We start from the raw sequence: 23,167 nt of genomic DNA, 5'->3' as shown, positions 1-23,167 counted from the left end.
GTGGGGCATGAGGATTCGCATGCTACCGGCGGCGTTGGCCGTCGTCGTGCTGCTGTCGGCCGGATGCAGCGGCTCGGGCTCCGGTTCCGGCTCCGCCGCCGAGGAGCGGCCGGGGCCCGGGCCGGCCGGTCCGTCCCCGACCGGCCCGTCGCCGAGCGGCCCGGCCGCGACCGGTGCGCCGTCGGCCGACGCCACCCCGGCCGGTGCCGAGCGCCGCGCCGACGGTGCCCAGCTGCTCTACCGTGCCGGGGGCGGCCACAGCGCGCAGAACCCGGCCTTCGCCCCGGACGGCCGCTCGGTGCTGCTGACCGAGTTCAGCGAGGGCTACAACAAGGGCGCCGCCGCCCTCGGCATCCTGCCGCTGGACGGCGGCGCGCCGCGCAAGGTGCTGGAGGATCCCGACAAGGCGGCCGTCAACCTCCCCGGCGCCAGCTGGAATGCCGCGGCCGGCGCCTTCGCCTTCGCCACCGACCGGGGGTCCGAGCACGACGAGGTCTGGCTGATGAGGCCGGGCGGCGCCCCCGAGCGGGTGACCAGCCACACCGACGGCAGCGGCTACAGCGAGCCCAGCTTCTCCCCGGACGGCGAGTGGATCGTCTTCCAGCAGAGCCGGGAGCCGGAGCACGCCGCCGGGCAGGGCGACACCGCCGGGCAGGGCTCGCTCTGGAAGGTCCGCCGCAGCGGCGGTGCGCCCGTCCTGCTGGTGGACGGCCGGGGCACCGGCACCGACAACCGGCAGCCGAACTGGTCCCCGAAGGGCGACCGGATCGTCTTCCAGCGGCGGAGCGCGGGCCGTGAGGACTGGTCGCTGTGGACGGTGGACGCGGACGGCGGCGGACTGCGGCGGGTCACCGAAGCGCCGGGCGAGCACACCGATCCGAGCTGGTCCCCGGACGGCCGGTTCCTGGTCTTCTCCTCCAACCTGGGCGACCTGCCGAACGCCCAGGTCTTCGTGGTCCCGGCGGACGGCGGCCCCTCGGGCGCCCCTCCCGTCCGGGTGACCCGCGACGACACCGCCTACGACGGTGCGCCGAGCTGGTCCCCGGACGGGCAGTGGATCGCCTTCGAGTCCGCCCCGGGCGGCGAGGCCGACCCCGCCGCCCTCTGGCGCATCCCGGTGCCCCACGAGGCCGTCGCTAGCCGACGGTGATCGTCACCACCGAGTACTGCGCGACGGTCAGCGGCACGCTGACCGTCCCGCCGGTGACGGTGTACGGGACGGCCTTGGGCGCCGGGTCGGTGCCGTCCGGGCCGGCGACGGTGACGGCGGTGACGCTCGCCCCGGCCGGGAGGGCGTAGGAGAGCGTGCAGTTGGCGGGCGTGCTGCGGAACGCCGCCGGGGTGTCGCCAAAGTTGGTGAAGTTCACCAGGTGGACGACGGTGTCCGCGCCGAGCCGCCGGGCGTCCAGGAAGATCCGGCGGTCCCCGGCCAGGATGACCGCCGGCGAGGCGGACTGCCGGACGGCGGCGAGCAGCTGGTCCGCCGAGGCCTGGTCGGTCTTGGTCAGGTAGCTCAGCCCGGGCAGCGCCTTGACGTACCAACAGCTGCCGCTGCCGTAGGAGTTCTGCCTGGTGGCGGGCAGCGGGTCGGCCCTGCGCAGGCCGAGCACGTCGGAGAGCGCGAACTCGGCGCGCTGGCCGCCCAGTTCGTCCAGCGCAGTGGGTGCCGGGCCGGTGATCACGATCGTTCCGCCGGCCGCGACGAAGCCGCGCAGCAGCGATGCCTCGGCGTCCGAGACCGCCTGGAGGTTGGGCAGCAGCAGGACCTTGAACCGGGCCAGGTCGTCGGCGGTCAGACCGGGGCTGGGCACCGTGTCGAACGGGACGTGGGCGTACACCAGCGCCTTGACGGTGCCCCGGAACTCACCGAGCCAGGGGATCGAGGCGCAGCTCATCTGCGGGTCGTCGCCGCCCCACCAGTCGGTGATCCCGGCCGGGGCCGTGGCGTTGACGTACATCCCGTTGCCCTCGCCCGGGGCGACGTAGTCCCGGGACGGCGCGGAGTGGTAGACGCCGACCTGCGCGATCGAGACCGGGTCGTAGAGCTTCGTCTGGTTGGTGCGCACGAAGCGGTACATCCGGGTGCGCATCGCGGCGTCCACGGTGTCGTTCTTGAACGGGGTCTTGACCTCGTACGGGTTGCAGCCGGCCGCGATCAGCTGGGACATCACCAGCGAGGCGTCGTCGGCCTGCCAGCCGTAGGAGAACGCCCAGGCCGGCTTGGTGCCGCTGGCGGCGCGGGCGTACTTGTACATGGAGATCAGGCAGACCCAGTCGGAGGCGGTGGCGTGCCGCATGCCGTCGTAGTTGCCGAGGATGTCCACCTCCCAGACCTGGCTGACGGCGCCGGGGGCCTGGCGCAGGTAGCCGCCGTCCAGGCCGATCGAGGTGGCGTAGCGGTAGTCCATCGACACGGTCTCGACGAAGGTGACCAGGTCGGGGTTGACCGAACGGCCCGCGTCGGCGATGTCCAGCTGGAACCGGAGCAGGTTGCGGTGGCGCCACTCGACGTAGCGGCGGAAGACCGGGTCGGCGAAGTTCGCGGCCTTGGGCAGGTCGAGGCCGGTGTCGGCCTTGAACGCGGCCGCGCCCCAGGTGGAGGCGTCGCACCAGGAGAGCACGCCGTCGAAGTAGATCGGGACGTCCGGCCAGATGCCGTCCACGCCGGTCGCGGCCACACCCTTGATCCGCTTGAGGTAGTAGTCCCGCCAGGGCGAGTTGGGGCTGAGCCAGACGCTCTCGTCGCCCGGGTCGACCCAGACCACCACGCTGCCGTAGAACACGTTGGGCTTGCCGGCGAGGTCGCGCTGGACCCAGTTCTTGCCCTGGTCGTTCTTGTAGAAGGATCGGCCCTTCTCACCGCCGGGGGAGATCAGCTCCAGGGACGGGTAGTACATGACGACCTTGAGGCCGGCGGCGTGGGCCAGGCCGGTGAACGTCTTCACCTCGGCCATGTGGGCGGCGAACTGGGCGTCGGTGAGCCAGTCGGAGAGCAGGGTGTCCAGCTCGATGACGCTGACCTCCTGCGCCTTGAGGGCGTCCACGGCGCTCTGCATGTCGGCGGGCTCGTTGAAGGTGCCGTCGGCGACGCGGGCGTAGCGGGCCCAGTCCGGCCAGGTCTGGGCGGAGGCGGTGGTGCGCGGGGCGGCGGCCCGCGTGGTGGTGGGCCAGGTGCCGTCGTACTGGGCGGTGCCGTGGTCGGTGTCCGGCGCCGCGGCCGCCCAGGCCGTGCCGCCCGGCAGCAGCCGGACGGTGGCCAGTGCGCCGCCCGCGCCGAGGCCGGCCCGGAGCAGCCGCCGGCGGCCGAGGCGCGATCCCCCCGGTCGTTCCGGTGTTGCGTGCTGTTCGGTTCCTTCGTGCTGCTCGGGCATGGTGGTCCCCCCAGCGTGAGTGGGCCGACGTGCTTCGGCACGGCCCGGGAACGGTCGTGAGCACTGCGATCGGTGCGTGGACGGTGCGCCGGTGCAGCCGGGCGCCGCCTCGGGGCCGACCCTAGACCGTGCGCCGCCCCGGTCGTCCGGCTGCGGTCCGCGGCTACGTCAGACGTCGGAGCGCCGGTTCCCTCAGTGTGCGGACCGTTGTCGGGGTGAGGTCCGTGGGAGTACGGGGTACAGGTGCTGGCAGGGCACCGTCGATGATCATAAATTCTCTACAGTGCTGTAGATTCGCGGCACGGGCGGTGGCAGAACGAGGAGGACGCGATGAGCGTTTCGCTGGCCAAGGGGCAGAAGATCAGCCTGGAGAAGCCGGGGGGTGGGCAGCTGAGCCTGGTTCGGATGGGCCTCGGCTGGAAGGCGGCGGAGCGCAAGGGCTTCCTCGCCAAGCTGCTCGCCGCAGGCCGGGAGATCGACCTGGACGCCTCGGCGGTGCTGTTCGCCCAGGGACGGCCGGTGGACGTGGTCTTCTTCCAGCACCTCAACAGCAACGACGGCTCGGTCCGGCACAGCGGGGACAACCTGGTCGGCGGCGCGGGCGACGCGACCGACGACGAGTCGATCACGGTCGACCTGACCGCCGTCTCCGCCGAGGTCGACCAGATCGTCTTCACCGTCAACTCCTTCACTGGGCAGACCTTCCAGGAGGTCGAGGCGGCCTTCTGCCGGCTCGTGGACGAGACCACCGGCACCGAGCTGGCCCGCTACACGCTCACCGGCGGCGGCCCGTACACCGCGCAGATCATGGCCAAGGTGCAGCGCACGGCGACCGGTTGGCAGATGACGGCGATCGGCCAGCCGGCCGGCGGGCGGACCTTCCAGGACCTGATGCCGGAGCTCGTCAAGCACCTCTGACAGTGAGGGTGTTCATAAGCGGTTCCCCCCGGCGCGGGCCCGGCGCCCGGCGTCAGTCGACGTCGCGGCGCCGGAACCCGGCCAGGGCCAGGGCGATCAGGGCGGCCGCGACCAGGGTGAGCCCGGCGAGCGGCGTCCAGTCCATCGCGGCCGCGGGGAGCCGGGGCACCTGGCCGTACGGGGAGAGCCGGTCCAGGCCCGCGGGGAGGTCGAGCAGCGGGCCCAGGTAGCCGATCACGAAGGCGTACGCGGGTACCAGCCAGGCCAGTGGCGTGGCCCGGGGCAGCCAGCCGTACACGGCCGCGGCGAAACCCACGGTCACCCACTGGGCGGGGGCGAAGGCCAGCGCCGCGCCGGTCAGCCGCAGGAACGCGCCCCCGTCGCCGCTGGACGCCGCCCCGGCCAGGCCGAAGCCCACGCCTGCCGCGAGCAGCACGGCGGTGGAGCCCAGCAGGGCCGCCGCCAGGTGCCCGCCCAGCCAGGCGGACCGCGACACGCCGGTGGCCAGCACCGGCACCGCCCGTCCGGCGCTCTCCTCGGCGCGCGGGCGCAGCGTGGCCAGCACCGCGTGGATGCCGCCGACCACCGCGACCACCAGCATGGTCAGCGCGGCGTAGGAGTCGGCGAGGGTGTGCCCGCCGAGCCGCGCCAGCGCCTCCCGGATCTGCCCGACGTCCTTGAGCATCGAGTCGGCGTTGCCGAGCAGCGAACCGTACATCGCGCCCAGCACGAGCAGGGCGGCCGCGAAGCCGCCGAGCAGGCCGCGGTGCAGGCGCAGCGCGAGACCGAGCGGGGTGCCCAGGGCCGGGCTGCCGATGGCCGGGCCGGGGCGGGCGGCGCGCAGGCCCGCGCCGTGGTCCCGGCGGCTGCTGAGCGCGAACCCGGCGGCACCGGTCGCGGCGGTCAGGGCGAGTGCGGGCAGCAGCGGCCACCAGCGGTCGTCCACGAACGGGTAGCTGCGCTGAAGCCAGCCGATCGGGGAGGCCCAGGACAGGGTGCCCGACCCGGCGTCCCCGGCGGCGCGCAGCGCGTAGGCGGCGCCGAGCACGGTGAGGGCCAGCCCGGAGGCGGTCCGGGCGTGCGCGCTGAGCTGGACGGTGACGGCGGCCACCGCGGCGAACAGCAGCCCGGCGAGGGTGGTCGCGGCGCCGTACAGCGCCGATCCGGCGGCGGTGAGGCCGGGGACGCCGAGCGCGGGCAGGGCGGCCGCGAGCAGCAGGCCGAGCGCGAGGTCGGCGACGGCGGCGGTGGCCAGAGCTGCGGCGAGCGGGGCGTGCCGGCCGACGGCTGCGGAGCGGACCAGTTCGGCGCGGCCGCTCTCCTCCTCGGCCCGGGAGTGCCGGGTGACGGTCAGGATGCTCATGAGGCCGGCCAGCACGGCCAGCAGGCCGAGCATCCGGTGGCCGAGCATGGCGCCCCAGGTGTAGTCGGCCAGGTAGTGGGCCGGACCGCTCATGGCGAGCAGCGCCGGGTTGTCCGAGCCGTGTGCGATGGAGGCGCGGTCGGCGGCGGTCGGGTACACCGTGTGGACGCTGTTGGCGGTGGCCAGGGTGAGCAGCCAGAGGCCGAGCACCCAGGCGGACAGCCGGAACCGGTCGCGGCGCAGGGCGAAGCGCAGCAGTACGGCGGTGCCGGCCACGGTGGTGCGGGTCGCCGGGCGGCGGGGTGCGGCTGCCCGTCCGGTGGCCGACCCGGCGGCGGTGGCGGTCACTGCAGGGCCTCGCCCTCGACGTGGTGCCCGTTGGCGGCCAGCTCGTCGCCGTAGTGGCGCAGCATGAGCTCCTCCAGGGTGGGCGGGTGGCTGACCAGGCTGCGCAGCCCGGCCGCGCTCAGGGCCCGTACGGCGGCGTCGAGTCGGGCACCGTCCACGGCGAAGTGGACCCGGTTGCCCTCGGTGCGCAGACCGTGCACGCCGGTCAGGGTGTCCAGCCCGGCGACCGGCCGCAGGGTCTCCGCCTCGACGGTGGTGCGGGTGAGGTGGCGCAGCTCGCCGAGGGTGCCGCTCTGCACCACCTTGCCGTGCCGGATGATGCTGACCCGGTCGCCCAGTTTCTCCACCTCGTCCAGGATGTGGCTGGAGAGCAGGACGGTGCGGCCCTCGTGCTTGGCCTGGCGCACGACGTCCTGGAAGACCACCTCCATCAGCGGGTCCAGGCCGGAGGTCGGTTCGTCGAGCAGCAGCAGCTCGGCGTCGGAGGCGAGCGCGGCGACGATGGCGACCTTCTGCCGGTTGCCCTTGGAGTAGCTGCGGCCCTTCTTGGTGGGGTCGAGGTCGAAGCGCTCGATCAGCTCGTCCCGGCGGCGGCGGTCGAGCCGGCCGCGCAGCCGGGAGAGCAGGTCGATGGCCTCGCCGCCGGTGAGGTTGGGCCAGAGCTCGACGTCGCCCGGCACGTAGGCGAGGCGGCGGTGCAGCTCGACGGCGTCGTGCCACGGGTCCCGGCCGAGCATCCGGGCGCTGCCGCCGTCGGCGCGCAGCAGGCCGAGCAGGACGCGGATGGTCGTGGACTTCCCGGACCCGTTGGGCCCGAGGAAGCCGTGGACCTCGCCGGCCTCGACGGTCAGGTCGAGGCCGTCCAGCGCGGTGGTCCGGCCGAAGGTCTTGCGCAGGCCGGACAGGGTGATGGCCTTGGTCATGCCTGTGAAGCTACCGTGGATTCAGAAAAACGTGAAGATTGGGAAGACGTTAAAATTCGATCGGCGATGAGCGGCCATCGGAAAGGGGAGCAGCGTGGTGCAGGGGGCGAAGGAAGCCGGGAACCCGGAGCAGGGGAGCGACGACACGGCGGTTTCGGAGTTCGTCGAGCGCTTCGCGGCGGAGCTGGTGGTCGCGGGCATGGGCCGGATGCCGTCCCGGATCTTCTCCTGCCTGATGGCGGAGGAGAGTGGGGTGCTCACCTCCGCCGAGCTCTCCGAGCGCCTGCGGATCAGCCCGGCCGCCGTCTCCGGCGCGATGCGGTACCTGATCCAGATCGGCCTGGTCGCCAAGGAGCGTGAGCCCGGCTCCCGGCGTGACCGCTACCGGGTGCTCGACGACGCCTGGTTCGAGTCGCTGACCCGGCGCGACGAGCTCATGCTGCGCTGGATCCGGGTGCTGCGCGACGGCGAAGCCACCGTCGGCGCCGGCACGGTGGCGGGGGAGCGGCTGGCCGAGAGCGCCGCCTTCTTCGAGTTCATGATCGATGAGCTGCACGGGATGCTGGGCCGCTGGCGCGAGCACCGCGCGGCCCAGGCGCAGTAGCGGGCCGGCCCGGCGGGCAGTCAGCCGAACGAGCGGGCGCGGTTCCCCGGGAGGAACCGCGCCCGTCGGGTCACTTCGTCGGGGCGGCCGACGGCGAGAATGCGGCGCTGGGGGTGGTGCCGGTCGCGCTGCCAGGGGTGTCCGTCGCGGTCGGGGCGGGAGTGGGGCAGCCCGGGAGGGGCGTTGCCGTCGGGGTGCCGGTGGGCGTGGCGGTCGGGGACGGGCTGCCCGTCGGAGTGGGCGTGCCGGTGGGCGTGGCCGTCGGCTCCGGGCAGGTGGTGGGCGTGCCCGTCGGGGTGCCCGTGGGCGTGCCGGTCGGGGTCGCCGTCGGGGAGGCGCCGCCGCTCGGGGTGGTCGTCGGCGTCGCGGAGGGCGAGGTCGAACCGCCGGGCGTGGGCGTGGCGGTGGCGCTCGGGGTCGTCGTCGGCCGGGCGCTCGGCGACTGCTCCGGAGCCGGCGCGGCCGGAGTGGTGGGCTGCGGCTCCGTGGTGGGCGTGCTGCCGGCCCCCGTGCCCGCACCGTCGGTCGGGAGGGCCGGGGGGTACGGCGTGGGCAGCGAGGTGGGCGGGACCGGGGACCCGGGCCGGTTCGGGACGGTCGTCACCGTGCCGCTGCCGAAGTGTGCCATCCAGTTGCGCACCGTCCGCAGGTACTCGCCCGAGTTGTTGTAGCTGAGCACCGCCCGGTCGAGCTGCGCCGGGTCGGCGAGGTCGCGGCCGCCCGCGCACAGGTAGCGGCCGGCGGTCTCGGCGGCGTCGAAGACGTTGTTCGGGTCGGCCTTGCCGTCGCCGTTGGCGTCCACGCCCCAGGAGGCCCAGGTGGACGGGATGAACTGCATCGGCCCGACAGCGCGGTCCCAGCGGGCGTCGCCGTCGAAGCGGCCGCCGTCGGTGTCGGGTATCGCGGCGAAGCCGTTGCCGTCCAGGGCCGGGCCGAGGATCGGGGTCAGGGTCGTGCCCGCGGCGTCCACCTGGCCGCCGTTGGCCTGACCGGACTCGACCTGGCCGATCGCCGCGAGCAGCTGCCAGGGCAGGTGGCAACCCGGCGAGCGCTGCGCCAGCGAGGCCTCGGCCTGACGGTAGGCGGCGAACACCGTGGCGGGCAGCGCGGGCCCGGTGGCCGCGAACGGGCCGGCCGAGGGCAGGCCGGGCAGCGTGCCGGGGGGCTGCGGGAGCTGGACGGTGCCGCCGCCGTCGGCCGGGGCACCGGTGCCGAAGGTGCCGGGGACGCCCGACGAGGGGCCGCCGCCGGCGCCCCGGTCGGCCGAGCCGTTCGTCGGACCGGCGTCGGCGGCCGCGACCGGGGCGAGCCCGATGCCCGTGACCTGAGACCCGGTCAGCGCGGCCAGCGCGGCGAAGGCCGCCGCCGTGCCCGTGAGCCGCTTGCCGATCCGGAGCTTCCGCCCGCCCTTGGCCTTGCCGATCCGCACCGTCATCCGCTACCCCTCCCCGCTGCCGCCCGGACCCTCCCGGAACGGTTGAGTTGTCGTCATAGTGCCCGTCCAGCTGAGGACAGGGCCCGTCGCCGGGACGATTAGTATCACGACGATCTGACAGGGACAGGGTGACCGGGAGGCGGACGGTGGCCCTCCGAGGGGTTAACTCCGCACCTCAGCGGGGGTGCGGCCGGGCCCCGTGCCGTCCCGGGGCGTCCGCCGCTCGCCCCTCCCCGGTCGTCGCGCGGTGTCAACTCTTCTTCCGGTACGGAAAGTTGAGCGAGAGGCCAACTGTGGTGGGACGGGCGCTCCCAGGCGCCGGACCGGCGGTTCGGAGCGCGGGGGTGGTGCGTGCGCGGCGTTTCGGGCCCCCGGCGCCGCCTGCTGCCGACCCTCCTGACCTGCCGGAACGTCGGACGCCGGACTCGGTGCCCCCTACCAGGGCGGACGCCGGGACGCCAGGGTGCGGCCCCACTCGGCCCTGGACGGGTGACGTTCCGGTGAAAATGGGCATGCCAGGAATCGCTGCCCGGCATGCTGTGCCGCGTGATGATGCGGATGGAGGTCCGGACCGTGAGCGCGAACCTGCCGGAGACCGTCGCCGAGGGGCCGGTCGTCCTGCCGGCTCCCCCTCGGGTGGTGGACGACCTGGCCCGGGACCTGACCCAGGCCGCCGCGGCCGTCCGGGCGGTGTCGCGCGACTGCCGCGCCGGTGCGGACGTCGCGGTCGCCGCGTACACCGCCGTGGTGTGCACCGGGCGGTCGGCCGCCCGCACCCTGGAGGAGGCCGCTGCCTGGTGCCGCCAGGCGCCCGGGGCCGAGGTGCACTCGCTGGCCTGGGCGCGGGTGCCGGGGCACCGGGAGGACATCCACGAGTACCGCGTCACCATGGCCGTCAGCTTTCCCGACGGCGAGACCGGCGAGTATCTCGGGGACACCCATCACGCCTACCGCTGAAGTCGTATCATCACCCTCATGGTTGAGGGGGATACGAACGAGGTGGTGAACGGTCCGACCGCCGGCCCGAGCGGCACGGCCGCGGGGGAGCACGCCGACGGCCCGCAGGAACTCTCGCGGGCCGCCGCCGTCGTGGTCACGGTGCTCGCGGCGGTGTCCGGTGCCGCGGTGCTGCTGGCCGTGTTCCACTGGCTGGGGTGGTCCGTGCCGTGGATCGGCTGGATCGTCGCCAAGGCCGGGATCAAGCTCGCCGTCGGCGGCTTCGCCGGGCTGGCGGTCGGCTTCGCCTGGCTCCGGACCAGGCTGCGGTCGCGGCCCCGGAGTTGAGCAACCGGCCGGTCAACCGGCCTGCGGGGAGGGGCAGGTGAGGTCGCGGTCCGGCGCGGTGTCGTCCAGCAGGTAGCGCTCGACCGCCCGGCTGACGCAGGTGTTGGACGTGGGGTACTGGCCGTGGTCGCCGTTCCCGGTGACGGTGACCAGCCTGGAGCCGCGCAGCGCGCGGTGGGCGCCGAGCGCGGCCTCGTAGTAGGTCGCCGGATCGTGCACCGAGTTGAGCATCAGCGTGGTCGGCAGGTGGGCGCCGGTCACCTTGACCCTGGGCGCCGGGGCGACGGGCCATGCGGCGCAGACCGCGCTGAAGGCGAGCGTCCGGGCGCCGGCCAGCGGCCGCCGGGCGGTGTTCGCGGCGCCCCGCTCGATCCAGGTGTCCAGGTCCCTGGTCCACGGGGTGTCGTTGCAGGTCACCGCGAAGTACTCGGCGAGGAACTCCGGGCTGAGGTAGCTGTTGAAGGCCTTCGCGGCCGCCGCCCGGACGGCGGGGTCGGCGCCCTGCCAGTCGTCGAGGGTGGCCAGGATCCGGGCCAGAGCGGGGAAGTCGGACGCCCGGTAGATCGCCGACATGGCGAGGCTGTCCAGCTGGTTCGGGCCGATCGTCACCGAACCCTCGACGACGGGGGAGTCGTGCAGCGCGGCGCGCCGCTGCTCCCAGTGCGCCTGCACCTGCTCCGGCGTCGAGCCCCAGTGGTAGGTGGCGTCCCGGGCCGCGAGCCAGGGCGCGAAGTCCTCGTCGAAACGGCGCTGGAAGCTCATCGGCTGGCCCAGCTCGAACGTCTCCCAGGTGCCGTCGAAGCCGATGTTGCTGTCCAGCACCATCCGTTCGACCCGGTGCGGGAACAGCGTTCCGTAGTAGGCGCCGAGCATCGAGGCGTAGGACGGGCCGTAGTAGCTGAGCCTGCGCTCGCCGAGCAGGCCGCGGAACAGGTCGATGTCGTGGGCGGTCTGCTCGGTGGTCAGGTACGGGATCAGGTCGCCACTGCGCTCCTGGCAACCGGCGGCGAGTTTCCTGGAGTTGGCGATGACGCGGTCGATCGCGGCGGGGGACTGGTCGCGGTAGTCGCCGGCCAGGAACTCCTGGAACTCCTCAGGGGTCTGGCAGACCGCCTTGGTGCTCTCGCCGACCCCGCGCTGGTCGAAGCCGACGACGTCGTACGCGGCGCCGACCGCGGGGGCGCCGGCGGCCAGACCGGCCGGGCGCAGCAGGCCGCTGCCGCCGGGGCCGCCGGCGGCCATCAGCAGGGTGCCCCGGCGCTTGGCCGGGTCGGTGGCGCGGTGCCGGGAGACGGCGATGGTCAGGTCGGCCCCGACACCGGGGTGGTGCCAGTCGCGCGGGGCGGTCATGGTGGCGCAGTCCAGGGCGGGCTGTCGGGCGCAGGGCTGCCAGTTCAGGGTCTGGTGGGTGTAGCGGGCGGGCGCCGGGTCGGCGTCGCCCGGGTCGCGGCCGGTGGCGGCATCGGCGGTGGCGGGCACGGCCAGGCCCGCCAGGACGGCGGCGGCGACGGCCAGGGCGGCGCGGCGGGCTCGGGGCGCGCGCCCGGCCGCGCCGGCCGAGGTCCGCCGGGCCGAGGTGGTGGGGGCGGTGGTGTTCCGGGCTTCGGTCTTGGTCACGGAAGCGATCCTGTCCGAGCCCGGACTGATGATCGATCACCCTCGCTGCCGTCTTCGGGGTGGTGCTGGGTACACCCCCGCCGGGGCGGGGGTCCGGGTGGCCCGGGCGCTCAGTAGGCGGTGGTGAAACGGGCCCGGCGGTGGACGGGCTGTTCGGCCTCGTCGAGGAGCGCGACGGCGAGGTCCTCCATGGAGATCGCCGAGTTGCCCTCGGTGTCGACCAGCAGGTCGTCGTGGCCGATCCGGAACCGGCCGGTGCGCGTGCCGGGCTCCAGCACCGCGGCAGGGCTCAGGTACGTCCAGTCGACGTCCGGGCCGGCGGCGCGGTAGAGGTCGAGCTGCTCGTTGCAGGCCAGGGCGATCGGCCGGATCTCCTCGGGGAAGCCGGGGCTGTCGACCAGGGTGGTCCCGCCGCCGCCCGGGACGAGGAGGCCGGCCGCGCCGCCGACGGCCAGCAGCCGCACGCCGGTGCCGGCGATCCCGGCGAGCAGGCCCTCGGTGGCGATGGCCAGCTCGTGCTCGCTGCCGGGCGCCGGACGGGTGGCGGTGACCACCACGTCCTGTCCGGGCGCGATCCGGGCGACGTCCTCGGGGTTGCGGGCGTCGCCGACGACCAGGGTGACGGCGGACGGCAGGCCGTGCGGCTTCGCCGGGTCCCGTACGACGGCGGTGACCTGGTGGCCGCGGGCCAGGGCCTCGGCCACGACCCGGCTGCCGACGTTGCCGGTGGCGCCGAACACGGTGATGCGCATGGGGTACTCCCCGAAGGCGGTGGGAACGGTCGTGGGACGGGGTCAGGCGTTCTCGCGGACGGACCGCGGGGTGGCCGCCGGTTCGGCCGCGGGTGCCGAACGCGGTGCGGTGCGCGGCCGTTGGGTCTGGGCGGCGAGCAGCGAGCCGAGCACGACCAGTGCTCCGAGCGCCTGGAGCGGGCTGAGGTCCTGGCCGAGCGCCAGCCAGCCGAGCAGGGTGGCGACCACCGGGCTGAGCAGGGCGAGGAAGGAGACCGAGGTCGGCGGCAGCTCCCGCAGGCCCCGGAACCAGAGCGCGTAGGTGAAGGCCGCGCCGATCAGGCACAGGTAGGCGTAGCCGAGCACGTTGGCGAGGGTGTAGTGGGACGGCGGCGCACCCTCGGTGAGCAGCGTGACCGGTACCAGCAGCAGTCCGCCGGCGGTGAGCTGCCAGCCGGTGGTGGCGAGCATCGGTGCGGGGGAGACCCAGCGCTTGGAGAGGACGATGCCGGCGGCCATCACCACGGCGCCGCCGAGCGCGGCGACCACCCCGATCGTGTCCGGTTCGGCGTCGGCCCGCAGCACCAGCAGGCTGACGCCCGCGACGCCCGCGATGCCGGACAGCACGGTGCGCAGGGTGAGCCGGTCGCCGAGGACCAGGGCCGAGAGCCCGGCGGTGATCAGCGGCTGGACGGCGCCGACGGTGGCCGCGATGCCGCCGGGCAGACGGTAGGCGGCGATGAAGAGCAGGGCCTGGAACACCCCGATGTTGAGCGCCCCGAGGACGAGCGAGCGCCACCACCAACTGCCCTGCGGCAGGCGGCGGGTGACGGCGATCAGGAGCAGTCCGGCGGGCAGGCAGCGGAGGACGGCGGCGAGCAGCGGGCGGCCGGGCGGCAGGAGTTCGGTGGTGGCCAGGTAGGTCGTGCCCCAGACCGCAGGGGCGAGGGCCGTCACCAGGACGAGGGCGAGGCGATTTCTTAGCACTAAGGCAATGTATCTCAGCGCTAAGGCATCATTCACCGCATCGGGTGAGTGACGTGGCTCACGGTTACCTCACCGCTAAGGAATCCGATCGGGATCGCTACCCTGAACCCGTGGCAGATCATGTGGACCGCGTCGTCGCGCAGTGGGGTGCCGAGCGCCCCGACCTGGACGTCTCCCCGATGGAGGTGTTCGGCCGGCTCAAGCGCCTCTACCGGCTGGTGGACGCGGCGCTCAACCGCACCTTCGCCGAGCACGGGCTGGACGCCGCCTCGTTCGACGTCCTCGCCACCCTCAAGCGCAGCGGCCCGCCCTACCGCCTCACCCCCACCGGCCTGATGCAGTCCGCGATGGTCACCTCCGGTGCCATCACCCAGCGCCTGGACCGGCTGGAGGCCCGCGGCCTGGTCACCCGCACCCGCAGTGACCAGGACGGCCGCAGCCGCGAGGTCGCCCTCACCCCCGAGGGGCACGCCCTGATCGACCGGGCGCTGCCCGACCACCTCGCCACCGAGCACCGCCTGCTGGCGGGCCTCGACGAGGCGCAGCGGACCGCGCTCGTCGAGGCGATGCGCGCCCTGCTGACAGACCTCGGGGAGTAGTCGGGCCGGCGTCCGCCCCGCGTCCGGCCGGGCAGCGGTTCCCGCGGACGCGATCGTGACCCCCGTCCACGACCCCGCCCGCGGGCTCCGTTCCGGCCGGTGCCCGTCCCGGACCGGTTCGCGCCTACGGTCTGACCGCCGCCGCCTTGAAGAACGTGTAGTGGAACGTCCCGCCCGGTTCCGCCGCGCGGCGCAGCTCCGCGACACCCCGGTCGAACGCCTCCGGGGTGGTCAGCCCGGCGGCCAGCGCCTCCGCCCGGACGGACTCGACCATGGCGACGAAGGTCCGCCGGGTGAAGCCCTCCACCAGGGCCGGGCGGGCGTCGTCCGCGAAGACCGTGCGCGGGCGGACCGACACCCGCGCGAAGCCGGCCGCGGTCAGCAGCGGGTGGAGGCGGCGGCCGAGCAGGCCGTCGCCGCCCGCCCGGGCCTGCAGCCGGACCAGGTGGTCGACGGTGCGGCGGGCCGCCGGGCTCTCCGGGTGGAAGAACGCCGAGCCGTGGTCGCCCTCGATCACCGTGATCGTTCCGCCCGGCCGCAGCACCCGGCGCAGCGCCGCCAGCCCGGCCGTCGGGTCGGGCAGGTGCTCCAGTACGAAGCACAGGAAGACGTGGTCGAACGAGCCGTCCGGGAACGGCAGCCGGTGCAGGTCGCCGTGGTGCCAGGTGACGTCCGCGGCGGGCGCCTGCGCGGCCACCCGGGCCCGGGCCTGCGCCAGCGACTGCGCCGAGAGGTCCGCCGCCGTCAGCCGCACGCCCGGGCTGGCGGCCAGCAGGTGCACGGTCTGCGCGCCCACCCCGCAGCCCGCCTCCAGCACCCGGCTGCCCGCCGGGTACGCCGTGCCCGCGTGCAGCAGTTCGGCGAGGGTGTCGGCCTGGTCGCCGAGGCGCTGGGCCTCGGCCTGCGAGTAGCCGTGGACGTAGTCGTGGTGGTGCCCCGGTGCTGCCGCATCCGCGGGCGCCGTCGTCTGCGTGGTCATGGCCCCACCCTCGCCGTCACTATGGTCCGGTGAACAGGTCCAAAGCCGAGGCATCCGACCGGTCCAAAGAGACCGGGGCCGACTTCCTCCAGCTCGACACCGCCGACGCCCCGTCCGGCGGCCTCACCGACTGGCTCGCCCGCCGGCTGCGCGAGGCGGTCGCCGACGGGCGGCTCCCGGCCGGCAGTCGGCTGCCCGCGAGCCGGGTGCTGGCGGCCGAACTCGGGGTCTCCCGCGGGGTGGTGACCGACGCCTACCGGCGCCTCGCCGAGGAGGGGCAGGTCGCCGGCCGCGGGCGCGGCGGCACGGTCGTGGTCGCGGCCCCCGCCGTACCGGGGGAGGTGCCCGTGACGGAAGCGCCCCGCCCGGCGCCCGCGCTGTTCCGGGACGATCCCGAACCCGAGGTCTTCGACCTGCTGCGCGGCACCCCCGCCCGGATCGACCTCACCCCCGGCGTGCCCGACCTCGCGGCCTTCCCCCGTGCGGCCTGGCTGCGCGCCGAGCGGGCCGTCCTCGACGGCCTCGCCGCATCCGACCTCGGCTACGGCGACGTGCGCGGCACCCCGGCCCTGCGCCGGGCCGTCGCCCACTGGCTGGCCCGCAACCGGGGCATCCGCGCCGACCCGGACGAGGTGCTGATCGTCGCCGGCACGGCCCAGGCCCTGGCCCTGCTCGGCCGCGCCCTCGGCCGGGTGGGCATCGACGAGGTCGCGGTCGAGGACCCGGGCTCTCTCGGTGCCCGGCAGCACCTCGCCCACTGGCTCGCCGCCACCCCGCCCGTCCCGGTCGACGGCGAGGGCGTCCGGGTCGACGCGCTGCGCGCCACCGGTGCCCCGGCCGTCCTGCTCACCCCCGCCCACCAGTACCCGACCGGCGTCGTCCTCGGCGGTGACCGACGGCGCGACCTGCTGCGCTGGGCGGGCGAGGGCGGCCTGGTCATCGAGGACGACTACGATGCCGAGCACCGCTACGACCGACCGCCCGTCCCGGCTCTGCGGGCCGCCCTGCCGGACCGGGTCTGCTACGCGGGCAGCATCTCCAAGCTGCTCGCCCCCGCTCTGCGCACCGGCTGGCTGCTGGTCCCGGCCCGGCTGCGGGACGCCGTCCTGGACGCCAAGCGTTTCGCCGACCTCGGCAACCCGGTGCTGCCCCAGCTGGTCCTCGCCCGGCTGATGGAGTCCGGCGACCTCGACCGCCACCTGCGGCTGCTGCGCCGCCGACACCGCCGTCGCCGGGACGCCATGATCGCCGCCATTCGCACCCACCTGCCGGGAGCCACCGTGCACGGCGCGGCGGCGGGCCTCCACCTGATGCTGACGCTTCCGGAGGAACCCGGCCGCACCGACACCGAGTTGGCCGCGGCCGCACTGGCCGAGGGGGTCAAGGTGCAGCCGTTGTCCTGGCACGCCCGGCTCCCGTACCCGCCCGGGCTGGTCCTCGGCTACGCGGCGGGCTCGGTGGCCGAGATCGCCGAGGGCCTGGCGGTCCTGGGCCGCCTGGTCCGCCGTTCGCCCTGAGGCGTGTCGCGGGTCCGCCCGGCGTATGACCGCCGCGGCCTTCTGTGGTGCAAAAGTTGAGCTGTCGGATGAATCCGGTGCAGGGGGGGAGTGCCGCGTCACGCCCCTGGGTACGTTGACATGCCGAAGTCAAATGCCGACCCGGGAGGCGTGATGGCCCCGTTCCGAAGTGTCGCCCAGTTCGGGGTGGTGCTGGCCGTCATGGGGGCCGTGCTCGGGCCGGTGCCGCTCGGCTCGCCCGCCCCGCCGCACGGTGCCCAGGGCGAGAGGAGCGCGGCGATGGCCGGCCAGGAGCAGGAGGACTCCCGGGTGCTCGCCGGGCGGCGCATCGTCCTGTCCTACTCGGGCCCGACACCGCCGGCCGGGGTGCTCCAGACGCTCCGGGAGGGGCGGGCGGCCGGGGTGATCCTGTTCGGCGAGAACGTCACCAGCCCGGAGCAACTCGCCGAGTCGGTCGCCGAGTTGAAGCAGGCCGCGGCCGAGGCGCCGCATCCGCGCACCCTGCTGCTGATGACCGACCAGGAGGGCGGCAAGGTCCGCCGGCTGCCCGGTGCGCCCGAACTCTCCGCCCGCCGCGTCGGATCGGCGGCGGACCCGGTCGCCGCGGCGGCGGAGTCCGGGACCGGCGCCGCCCGGACCCTCGCCGAGGCCGGGCTGAACCTCAACCTCGCCCCGGTGCTCGACGTCTACGACGAGCCGGACAACTTCATCGACCACCCCGAACGCTCCTACAGCCAGGACCCTGCCACGGTGGCGCAGCTGGGCAGCGCCTTCCTCGCCGCCCAGCAGGGTCTCGGCGTGGCCGCGACCGCCAAGCACTTCCCCGGTCTCGGCGCCGCGCCCCGGGGTGGGAACACGGACGAGCGCCCGGTCACCCTGAACATCCCGCTGTCGCAGCTCCGCGCCCGCGGCGAGGCCCCTTACCGGTCCGCCATCGCGGCGGGTGTGCGGCTGGTGATGGCCTCCTGGGCGGTCTACCCCGCGCTGGACCCGCACCGCCCGGCCGGGTTCTCGCCCACGATCATCCAGGGCGAGCTGCGCGGCCGGCTCGGCTTCGAGGGCGTGACCGTCACCGACGCCCTGGAGGCCGAGGCGCTCGCCCCGTACGGCGGTGCCGGCGACCGTGCGCTGGCCGCCGCCCGGGCGGGGATGGACCTGCTGCTCTGCTCCGCCCGAGACCCGCAGCAGGCCGAGGACGCCACCGAGGCGCTGGCCGCCGCCCTGGACGACGGCCGCCTGGACCGGCACGCCTTCACCGACGCGGTGGCCCGGGTCGACGCCCTGCGGGGCTCGCTGGGCTGAGCCCCGGCGGACTGCCGACGCCGTCCGGCAGCGGGCGCCGAGGTTCCGCCCGGGCGGTGGTTCGGGTGCGGTTCACCCGGGCTCAACTCGGGCGTTGCCTGAGAAGGTGCACCCGTTCGGCCTGTCGAGGGTGATTGCGCCATTGAGGATCTGGTTTCGGACGAGGGTTCGGTTCGAAGGGCAAATCGGGGTCAGGGCATCGGAATCGCATGGCAAAGTTCCTGTCGTGCGCCTATGAAATGTCATATGTGCCACACCACCTGTCCCTGTCCGTCCCCGTTCCCTTCAAGGAGGAACCCATGAACCGGATCACCCGGATCGCCGCCGGCGCCGTCGGCGCCGCCGCCCTGCTCTCGGCCCCCGTCCCCGCGTTCGCCGCGGCCCCGGCCGCTGCCACCACCACCGTCACCACCTGCGGGTACCAGAGCCTCCAGGCCGGCCTGGCCACCTACGCCTGCGCCGACGTGACCGGTGACAGCGTCGCGATCTACGGCAAGATCGGCCTGGCCGGCCCGCCGTCCCCGGGCACCCCGTGGCCGCCGGCGCCGAAGGAGCTGGTGACCCACCTGTCGGCCAACGTGGCCGGTGGGGCCTCGCTCGGCACGGTGAGCGGCCGCACCGTGTTCCAGGTGTCCACGGTGCGCGTCGACGGCATCTCGGCCACCGTGCCGTGCGGGTCGACCGTGCACGTGTCCTTCGACGTCGAGGGGTTCTGGAGCGGCCAGGTGCCGGCCACGGTGGATGTGCCTGTAGCCTGCTGACGGCACGTCACCGTGACTGCCGAGCCCGGGAGTTGGCAGCATTCCGGGCTCGGCGTCCGCATGCCCCGGCCGGGGTGCGACCGCGCGGCGGATCGCCCGGCCGGGGCATGCCGGGTTTCGGAGCGCCATGGCGACGCACTGTGACGACTTGAAGAAATCTTCATCTGTCGCGATGATGCCTACCGGCCGCGGCATCGATCCCCGCCCGGCCGGACGACCATCGAGCCGGACCAGAGGGAGAGCGCGGACGATGCCGGTACCGCTGTACCAGGCCAAGGCGGAGTTCTTCCGCACCCTCGGCCACCCCGTGCGGATCCGGGTCCTGGAGCTGCTCCAGGACGGCCCGCGGCCGGTGCGCGAGCTGCTGGCGGAGATCGAGGTCGAGCCGTCCAACCTCTCCCAGCAGCTCGCGGTGCTGCGCCGCACCCAGCTGGTCACGGCGACCCGCGAGGGCAACACCGTGGTGTACGCGCTCAGCACCCCGGACGTCGCCGAGCTGCTGAGCGCGGCCCGGCGGATCCTGACCGAGCTGATCGCCGACCAGGGCGCGCTGCTCACCGAGCTGCGCGCCTCCGGCGTTCGGCCCCGCTGAGCCGCGCCCGGCCCGTCCGCCCGATCCGAGGAGAAGCACCACCATGAGCGACAGCACGAGCGACGACGGTACGAGTGAGGAGAAGCGGCGCCGCAAGGCGATGCTGATCCGCGCGGGCATCTACATCTTCGCCACGCACCTGTTCGCCGGTTTCGTGCTGCTGCTGTTCGCGCTCGGCGGCCGGAAGTAGCGCGGCGGGGACGGGCGGCTCACCGGCGCGGCCCGCGGTCCGGCACCAGGTAGCGGTCGCTGGTGCTGGTCCAGGCCTGCACGCCGGTGACCAGTTCCCGGGTGCCGTCCAGGTACCAGCGCCCGGCCGGGTGGCGGCGCGCCAGGTCGCGGCGCAGCTCCTCGCTCTCCTGCCGCAGCCGCACCACCCGGGTGCGCACCGCGTGGACCGCGCGGCCGCGGGTGCAGCCGTGCGCCCGTTGGAGGGTGAGTACGGTGTTGAAAGCGGCCCCGGCCTGTCGTTCCTCGCGCTTCAGTGAGTAGAGGTCGTTGATCAGTGTGGCGGCGTCGGCGGTGTTGGCGCGCAGCCGGTGCAGCGCGGGCTCCGCGTGCAGCGCGGCCGGGGCGTCGGCGCCGTGGACCCGTTCCAGTATGTTCATGAACGGGTAGAGGCAACTGCCGTGCCGGCGCAGCCGCATGGTGTCGCCCAGGTCGAGGCCGAGGGCGGGCACGGTGCCGCGGGCGCGGTGGTCGGCCTCGGCGGGGAAGGTGGCCAGGCAGGCCCGCCACTCCCGGGCCGCCCGGGCGCGCCACTCGGGGGACATCGACGCGGTCTGCCGCTTCCACAACTCCCGCCAGGAGAACAGGAGTCGGCTTTCGGAGGGGCTCGCGCCGCGGGCTCCGTCGAGCACCGCGATCAGCGGGTCGACCAGGGCGCGGGCCTCGGCGGGGTGGCGGCCGGGCGAACCGTCGAAGCAGTCGTCCAGGATGGTGAACCAGCCCAGCACGTCCACCAGGAGGTCGAGTTCGGCGCCCCGGGCGCGGGGGAAGGCGTGGCCGATCAGCTCGTGCAGCGCGTAGGCCCGGTAGCGGGGCAGCTCCGCCGGGGTGAGCAGGCCGCGGCGGAGTGCCCAGTCGGCGTGCCGGTCGGCGGCGAGGCGCAGGTCACGGGGCGGGCGGGGGCCCGCCGGAGCGGCGGCGGCCATGGGCGCCGCGGGGGCGGTCGCGCGGGTGGCGCCGGTGAGCGGGCACCGGCCCGGCGGCGGTTCGGCGGGCGGGAAGGGCGCTGTGCCCTCCGGTGAGGAGGGGGCATCGCCCTCGCGGGGGGCCGCCGCGGCGCCGCCGCGCGGGGAGCGCGCGCCGCGCGGCGCGAGCCGTACCCGCAGGCCCTGTGCCTGGACCGTCGTCCACACCACCTCGCGGGCCCGGGCGCCCGGCACCGCCACCGTCCGCCAGCGGCGCAGGATCGTCGCGGCCGCGACGGTCAGTTCCGCCCACGCGAAGGCCTCGCCGATGCACTTGTGCTTGCCCGCCCCGAACGGCAGGAAGGACGGCCGCCCGGTGCCGCCGGCGTCCTGCCAGCGTTCGGGCCGGAAGCTCGTCGGCTCCGGGTAGCGCACCGGGTCGCGGTGCAGTGCGGTGAGGCTGTACAGCAGCTCGGTGCCGGCCGGGATGCGGTACGGGCCGAGCTCGACCGGCACCTGGGCCGTGCGCATCAGGAAGGCGTTCGGCGCGTGCAGCCGCACCACCTCCTGGGTGACGCTGCGGGTGTAGGTGAGCCGGGCCAGCGCCTCGGGGGTGGGGACGGTGCCCGCGGGCAGGTGCTCGTCCAGCTCTGCGAGGATCCGGGCCTCCACCTCGGGGTGGCGCAGCAGCTCGTCCAGCAGCCAGGTGAGCGTGGTGGAGACGGTCTCGGTGCCCGCGCCGAACATGGTGATCGCCTCGGACCGCACGTCCGCCTCGGTGAGTGGGCACCCGGTGGCCGGGTCGGTCGCGGCGCGCAGCAGGGCGGGCAGGGTGCGCCGGCCCTCCTCGGCGGTCGCGGTCGCGGCGCGGCCGTTGACGGCCTGGTCGACCACCCGGTTGAGGACCCGCACGGCGTCGTCGAAGCGCCGGTTGACGGGCAGCGGCAGCCGGGCGAGCGCCGGGTTCGGGTAGAGGGACTGGACGATCTGGCCCTTCACCAGGTCCGGCAGCGCCCGGTGGAAGGCGACGGTGGCGTCCTCGCTGAGCCGGGCGTCGAACAGCGAGCGGGTGACGATCTCCAGCGCCAGGTGGTTCATCTCCTTGGCCACGTCGAGGACTTGGCCGGGGCGCCAGCGTCCGGCCCGCTCCTCGGTGACCTGCTGCATCACGGCCAGGTACTCGCCCATCCGGTCCGGACCGAAGGCGGGCTGGATGATCCGGCGGCGGTCGCGGTGGGCCTGGCCCTCGGACATCAGCAGGCCGTCGCCGAAGGCCGTCTTGAGGGTGTCCTGGACGGCGCCGCGCGGGCAGTCGTGGGCCAGTGCGACGAGCAGGGTGTGGACCAGCCGGGCGTCGGTGACCACGCAGACGGTGCGCGGTCCCAGCCGGATGCGGACCACCCCGCCGTGGCGGGCGAGGGAGCCGAGGAAGCCGAGCGGGTCGCGCAGCAGGGCGCCGGCGTGCCCGAGACCGGGCAGGGCGCCGGGGGCCAGCGGGGGGACGGCGGCGCGGGCCAGCGGGGACGGACCGGGTGCGGCTCTCGGGGGGACGATCAGCTTCCGCGTTTCGGTCAGCAGGGACATGACACTACCTCTCACCAGAGTGGCCGGTGCGGGCGATGCCGGGTGGCAGCGGCGGGCCGGCCGGGAGGCGGGGGACCGCCCAGCGCGGGCCCCGCGCGCGCCCCCGGCGGGAGGGCGCACGTTTGGCAAACGCGCCGGTTTCCCGAGCGTTGCGCCGAATATGCGGGGATCACTCCAACGGCCGATTGGATCGACCCTTTCGTGAGTGCTCGAAGATCGGTGTTGACCTGCGCGGATGCGTCCGGCCGGGTGATTCGGGGCCTGTCCGCACGCAGGGTCTTTGGACCCTCGCCGCACGGGCGTGCGAGGGACAGCATGGTTGCGAAGAAGGAGGAACCTGATGACCCGTCTGCGCCACCGGCCGGCCCTCGACGTCCGGGTGGAGATCCGCGGCGAGCTGCCGCGTGAGGACGCCGAGTACGCCCGGGCCCGGGCGCTGGACACCGCCGCGGCGCTCGGACCCGACACCCACGCGCTGCGACTGCGGCTGACCCGCTCGCGCGACCGGTCGGTGACCCGGCCCGCGCTGGCCCAGGCGGACGTCGAGCTGGCGGGCGTCGGCCCGGTCCGGGTTCAGCTCGCGACCGGCACCGCGCGGGAGTCCGTCGACCTGGTGCTCGGCACGCTGGCCGGCCGGGCCGGCCGGCTGCGCGAGCAGGGCGACATCGGCTTCGCCGCCGCCTACGAGAGCGCCTACCGCCCGCAGTTCGCCGACCGTCCGCTCGCCCAGCGGCGGATCGCCCGGCACAAGGCGGTCGTGCTCGCCCACCGCACCCCCGAGCAGGCCGCGCTCGAACTGCTCGCCCTCGACCGGCGGTTCCACCTCTTCGCGGACGCCGTGACCGGGCGCGACAGCCTGGTCCACCGCTGCTCGCCGAGCGGCACGGTGGAGCTGTGCTCCGTCGGCGTCGGCACCGGCACCGGCGCCGTGCCGCCGCTCGACCTCGCCGAGGTGGCCCGCCTGCTCTGGATCACCGGCCGCCCGTTCGTCGACTACACCGACGCCGGTGACGGCCGGGCGCGGGTGCTCTACCGCCGCTTCGACGGCCACTACGGCCTGATAGCGCCGGTATCGGACGGCCGAATCGGGGCAGGAACCCTGTCGGCACGGGACTGACA

General features: G+C 74.8%; 21 protein-coding genes. 12 read left to right on the top strand and 9 right to left on the bottom strand.

The window, feature by feature from the left end; all coding sequences use genetic code 11:
- Positions 1–7: 7 nt before the first annotated feature.
- Complete coding sequence (locus AB0O11_RS18280) at positions 8–1,150, top strand: hypothetical protein (RefSeq protein WP_363387535.1); 1,143 nt, start codon at positions 8–10, stop codon at positions 1,148–1,150.
- Here the strand turns inward: AB0O11_RS18280 and AB0O11_RS18275 are convergent.
- Positions 1,137–3,371 (bottom strand): hypothetical protein, encoded by a 2,235-nt coding sequence (locus AB0O11_RS18275; RefSeq protein WP_363387532.1) that lies wholly within the window; start codon positions 3,369–3,371, stop codon positions 1,137–1,139. The two genes, AB0O11_RS18280 and AB0O11_RS18275, sit on opposite strands and share 14 nt — an antisense overlap.
- Positions 3,372–3,701: 330 nt before the next feature.
- Between AB0O11_RS18275 and AB0O11_RS18270 the strand changes: the two genes are divergently transcribed.
- A complete protein-coding gene (locus tag AB0O11_RS18270; RefSeq protein WP_363387529.1) occupies positions 3,702–4,289 on the top strand; it encodes a TerD family protein in 588 nt (195 codons plus the stop codon).
- Positions 4,290–4,341: 52 nt separating this feature from the next.
- Here the strand turns inward: AB0O11_RS18270 and AB0O11_RS18265 are convergent, their stop codons facing one another.
- On the bottom strand, positions 4,342–6,000 hold the full coding sequence (locus tag AB0O11_RS18265) for an ABC transporter permease (RefSeq protein ID WP_363387527.1): 1,659 nt from the start codon (positions 5,998–6,000) through the stop codon (positions 4,342–4,344).
- Complete coding sequence (locus AB0O11_RS18260) at positions 5,997–6,923, bottom strand: ABC transporter ATP-binding protein (protein WP_363387524.1); 927 nt, start codon at positions 6,921–6,923, stop codon at positions 5,997–5,999. The genes AB0O11_RS18265 and AB0O11_RS18260 overlap by 4 nt, the downstream gene beginning before the upstream one ends.
- 94 nt (positions 6,924–7,017) lie before the next feature.
- On the opposite strand from AB0O11_RS18260, the gene AB0O11_RS18255 reads away from it, so the two are divergent.
- Positions 7,018–7,527: a MarR family transcriptional regulator gene (locus AB0O11_RS18255; protein ID WP_363387521.1), complete on the top strand. Its 510-nt coding sequence runs from the start codon at positions 7,018–7,020 to the stop codon at positions 7,525–7,527.
- 70 nt (positions 7,528–7,597) lie between these two features.
- Here the strand turns inward: AB0O11_RS18255 and AB0O11_RS18250 are convergent, their stop codons facing one another.
- Positions 7,598–8,962, bottom strand: coding sequence for a lytic murein transglycosylase (locus AB0O11_RS18250; RefSeq protein WP_363387518.1), 1,365 nt, complete (start codon positions 8,960–8,962; stop codon positions 7,598–7,600).
- Between the two features lie 573 nt (positions 8,963–9,535).
- Here AB0O11_RS18250 and AB0O11_RS18245 point away from each other — a divergent pair.
- Positions 9,536–9,919 (top strand): hypothetical protein, encoded by a 384-nt coding sequence (locus AB0O11_RS18245; RefSeq protein WP_363387515.1) that lies wholly within the window; start codon positions 9,536–9,538, stop codon positions 9,917–9,919.
- Positions 9,920–9,937: 18 nt separating this feature from the next.
- Positions 9,938–10,246, top strand: a complete 309-nt coding sequence (locus AB0O11_RS18240) for a hypothetical protein (RefSeq protein ID WP_363387512.1) — start codon at positions 9,938–9,940, stop codon at positions 10,244–10,246.
- A 12-nt stretch (positions 10,247–10,258) separates the two neighbouring features.
- Here the strand turns inward: AB0O11_RS18240 and AB0O11_RS18235 are convergent, their stop codons facing one another.
- The 3 genes from AB0O11_RS18235 to AB0O11_RS18225 form a co-directional block, all read right to left on the bottom strand.
- Entirely contained in the window at positions 10,259–11,863 is a 1,605-nt protein-coding gene (locus AB0O11_RS18235; protein WP_363387509.1) for an alpha/beta hydrolase, read from the bottom strand.
- A gap of 110 nt (positions 11,864–11,973) precedes the next feature.
- A complete protein-coding gene (locus AB0O11_RS18230) occupies positions 11,974–12,615 on the bottom strand; it encodes an NAD(P)H-binding protein (RefSeq protein ID WP_363387506.1) in 642 nt (213 codons plus the stop codon).
- A 42-nt stretch (positions 12,616–12,657) separates the two neighbouring features.
- Positions 12,658–13,581 (bottom strand): EamA family transporter, encoded by a 924-nt coding sequence (locus AB0O11_RS18225; RefSeq protein WP_363387503.1) that lies wholly within the window; start codon positions 13,579–13,581, stop codon positions 12,658–12,660.
- A 110-nt stretch (positions 13,582–13,691) separates the two neighbouring features.
- On the opposite strand from AB0O11_RS18225, the gene AB0O11_RS18220 reads away from it, so the two are divergent.
- Entirely contained in the window at positions 13,692–14,180 is a 489-nt protein-coding gene (locus AB0O11_RS18220; RefSeq protein ID WP_363387501.1) for a MarR family transcriptional regulator, read from the top strand.
- A gap of 124 nt (positions 14,181–14,304) precedes the next feature.
- Here the strand turns inward: AB0O11_RS18220 and AB0O11_RS18215 are convergent, their stop codons facing one another.
- Positions 14,305–15,159 carry a methyltransferase domain-containing protein gene (locus tag AB0O11_RS18215; RefSeq protein WP_363387498.1) on the bottom strand — a complete coding sequence of 285 codons (855 nt, stop codon included), beginning with the start codon at positions 15,157–15,159 and terminating at the stop codon, positions 14,305–14,307.
- A 29-nt stretch (positions 15,160–15,188) separates the two neighbouring features.
- Here AB0O11_RS18215 and AB0O11_RS18210 point away from each other — a divergent pair, with 29 nt between their 5' ends.
- The 5 genes from AB0O11_RS18210 to AB0O11_RS18190 all read left to right on the top strand — a co-directional run bounded on the left by AB0O11_RS18210 (position 15,189) and on the right by AB0O11_RS18190 (position 19,521).
- The gene (locus AB0O11_RS18210) at positions 15,189–16,676 is read left to right on the top strand and encodes a PLP-dependent aminotransferase family protein (protein WP_363387495.1); all 1,488 of its coding nucleotides are present in this window, start codon (positions 15,189–15,191) and stop codon (positions 16,674–16,676) included.
- 153 nt (positions 16,677–16,829) lie between these two features.
- Positions 16,830–17,978, top strand: coding sequence for a glycoside hydrolase family 3 N-terminal domain-containing protein (locus AB0O11_RS18205; protein ID WP_363387493.1), 1,149 nt, complete (start codon positions 16,830–16,832; stop codon positions 17,976–17,978).
- A gap of 299 nt (positions 17,979–18,277) precedes the next feature.
- Positions 18,278–18,739 (top strand): hypothetical protein, encoded by a 462-nt coding sequence (locus AB0O11_RS18200; protein WP_363387490.1) that lies wholly within the window; start codon positions 18,278–18,280, stop codon positions 18,737–18,739.
- A 250-nt stretch (positions 18,740–18,989) separates the two neighbouring features.
- Positions 18,990–19,331 carry a metalloregulator ArsR/SmtB family transcription factor gene (locus AB0O11_RS18195; protein WP_363387487.1) on the top strand — a complete coding sequence of 114 codons (342 nt, stop codon included), beginning with the start codon at positions 18,990–18,992 and terminating at the stop codon, positions 19,329–19,331.
- Positions 19,332–19,374: 43 nt separating this feature from the next.
- Positions 19,375–19,521, top strand: coding sequence for a DUF6126 family protein (locus tag AB0O11_RS18190; RefSeq protein ID WP_363387484.1), 147 nt, complete (start codon positions 19,375–19,377; stop codon positions 19,519–19,521).
- Positions 19,522–19,540: 19 nt separating this feature from the next.
- On the opposite strand, the gene AB0O11_RS18185 is transcribed toward AB0O11_RS18190, so the two are convergent.
- Positions 19,541–22,048, bottom strand: a complete 2,508-nt coding sequence (locus tag AB0O11_RS18185; protein ID WP_363387481.1) for a cytochrome P450 — start codon at positions 22,046–22,048, stop codon at positions 19,541–19,543.
- A 340-nt stretch (positions 22,049–22,388) separates the two neighbouring features.
- On the opposite strand from AB0O11_RS18185, the gene AB0O11_RS18180 reads away from it, so the two are divergent.
- Entirely contained in the window at positions 22,389–23,165 is a 777-nt protein-coding gene (locus AB0O11_RS18180) for a sigma 54 modulation/S30EA ribosomal C-terminal domain-containing protein (protein WP_363387478.1), read from the top strand.
- The last annotated feature ends 2 nt before the right edge of the window (positions 23,166–23,167 follow it).

The sequence above is a fragment of the Kitasatospora sp. NPDC093102 genome, assembly GCF_040683915.1.
In the GTDB taxonomy this organism is placed as follows: domain Bacteria; phylum Actinomycetota; class Actinomycetes; order Streptomycetales; family Streptomycetaceae; genus Kitasatospora.
The sequence above is the reverse complement of the archived record's forward strand: the minus strand, read 5'-3'. Positions and strand labels throughout refer to the sequence as shown.

Excerpts from the sequence above, each read along its gene's own strand:
- AB0O11_RS18280 (WP_363387535.1), top strand. The coding sequence starts at position 8 with ATGAGGATTCGCATGCTACCGGCGGCGTTGGCCGTCGTCGTGCTGCTG.
- AB0O11_RS18275 (WP_363387532.1), bottom strand. The coding sequence starts at position 3,371 with ATGCCCGAGCAGCACGAAGGAACCGAACAGCACGCAACACCGGAACGA.
- AB0O11_RS18270 (WP_363387529.1), top strand. The coding sequence starts at position 3,702 with ATGAGCGTTTCGCTGGCCAAGGGGCAGAAGATCAGCCTGGAGAAGCCG.
- AB0O11_RS18260 (WP_363387524.1), bottom strand. The coding sequence starts at position 6,923 with ATGACCAAGGCCATCACCCTGTCCGGCCTGCGCAAGACCTTCGGCCGG.
- AB0O11_RS18250 (WP_363387518.1), bottom strand. The coding sequence starts at position 8,962 with ATGACGGTGCGGATCGGCAAGGCCAAGGGCGGGCGGAAGCTCCGGATC.
- AB0O11_RS18240 (WP_363387512.1), top strand. The coding sequence starts at position 9,938 with ATGGTTGAGGGGGATACGAACGAGGTGGTGAACGGTCCGACCGCCGGC.
- AB0O11_RS18230 (WP_363387506.1), bottom strand. The coding sequence starts at position 12,615 with ATGCGCATCACCGTGTTCGGCGCCACCGGCAACGTCGGCAGCCGGGTC.
- AB0O11_RS18215 (WP_363387498.1), bottom strand. The coding sequence starts at position 15,159 with ATGACCACGCAGACGACGGCGCCCGCGGATGCGGCAGCACCGGGGCAC.
- AB0O11_RS18205 (WP_363387493.1), top strand. The coding sequence starts at position 16,830 with ATGGCCCCGTTCCGAAGTGTCGCCCAGTTCGGGGTGGTGCTGGCCGTC.
- AB0O11_RS18200 (WP_363387490.1), top strand. The coding sequence starts at position 18,278 with ATGAACCGGATCACCCGGATCGCCGCCGGCGCCGTCGGCGCCGCCGCC.
- AB0O11_RS18195 (WP_363387487.1), top strand. The coding sequence starts at position 18,990 with ATGCCGGTACCGCTGTACCAGGCCAAGGCGGAGTTCTTCCGCACCCTC.
- AB0O11_RS18190 (WP_363387484.1), top strand. The coding sequence starts at position 19,375 with ATGAGCGACAGCACGAGCGACGACGGTACGAGTGAGGAGAAGCGGCGC.
- AB0O11_RS18185 (WP_363387481.1), bottom strand. The coding sequence starts at position 22,048 with ATGTCCCTGCTGACCGAAACGCGGAAGCTGATCGTCCCCCCGAGAGCC.
- AB0O11_RS18180 (WP_363387478.1), top strand. The coding sequence starts at position 22,389 with ATGACCCGTCTGCGCCACCGGCCGGCCCTCGACGTCCGGGTGGAGATC.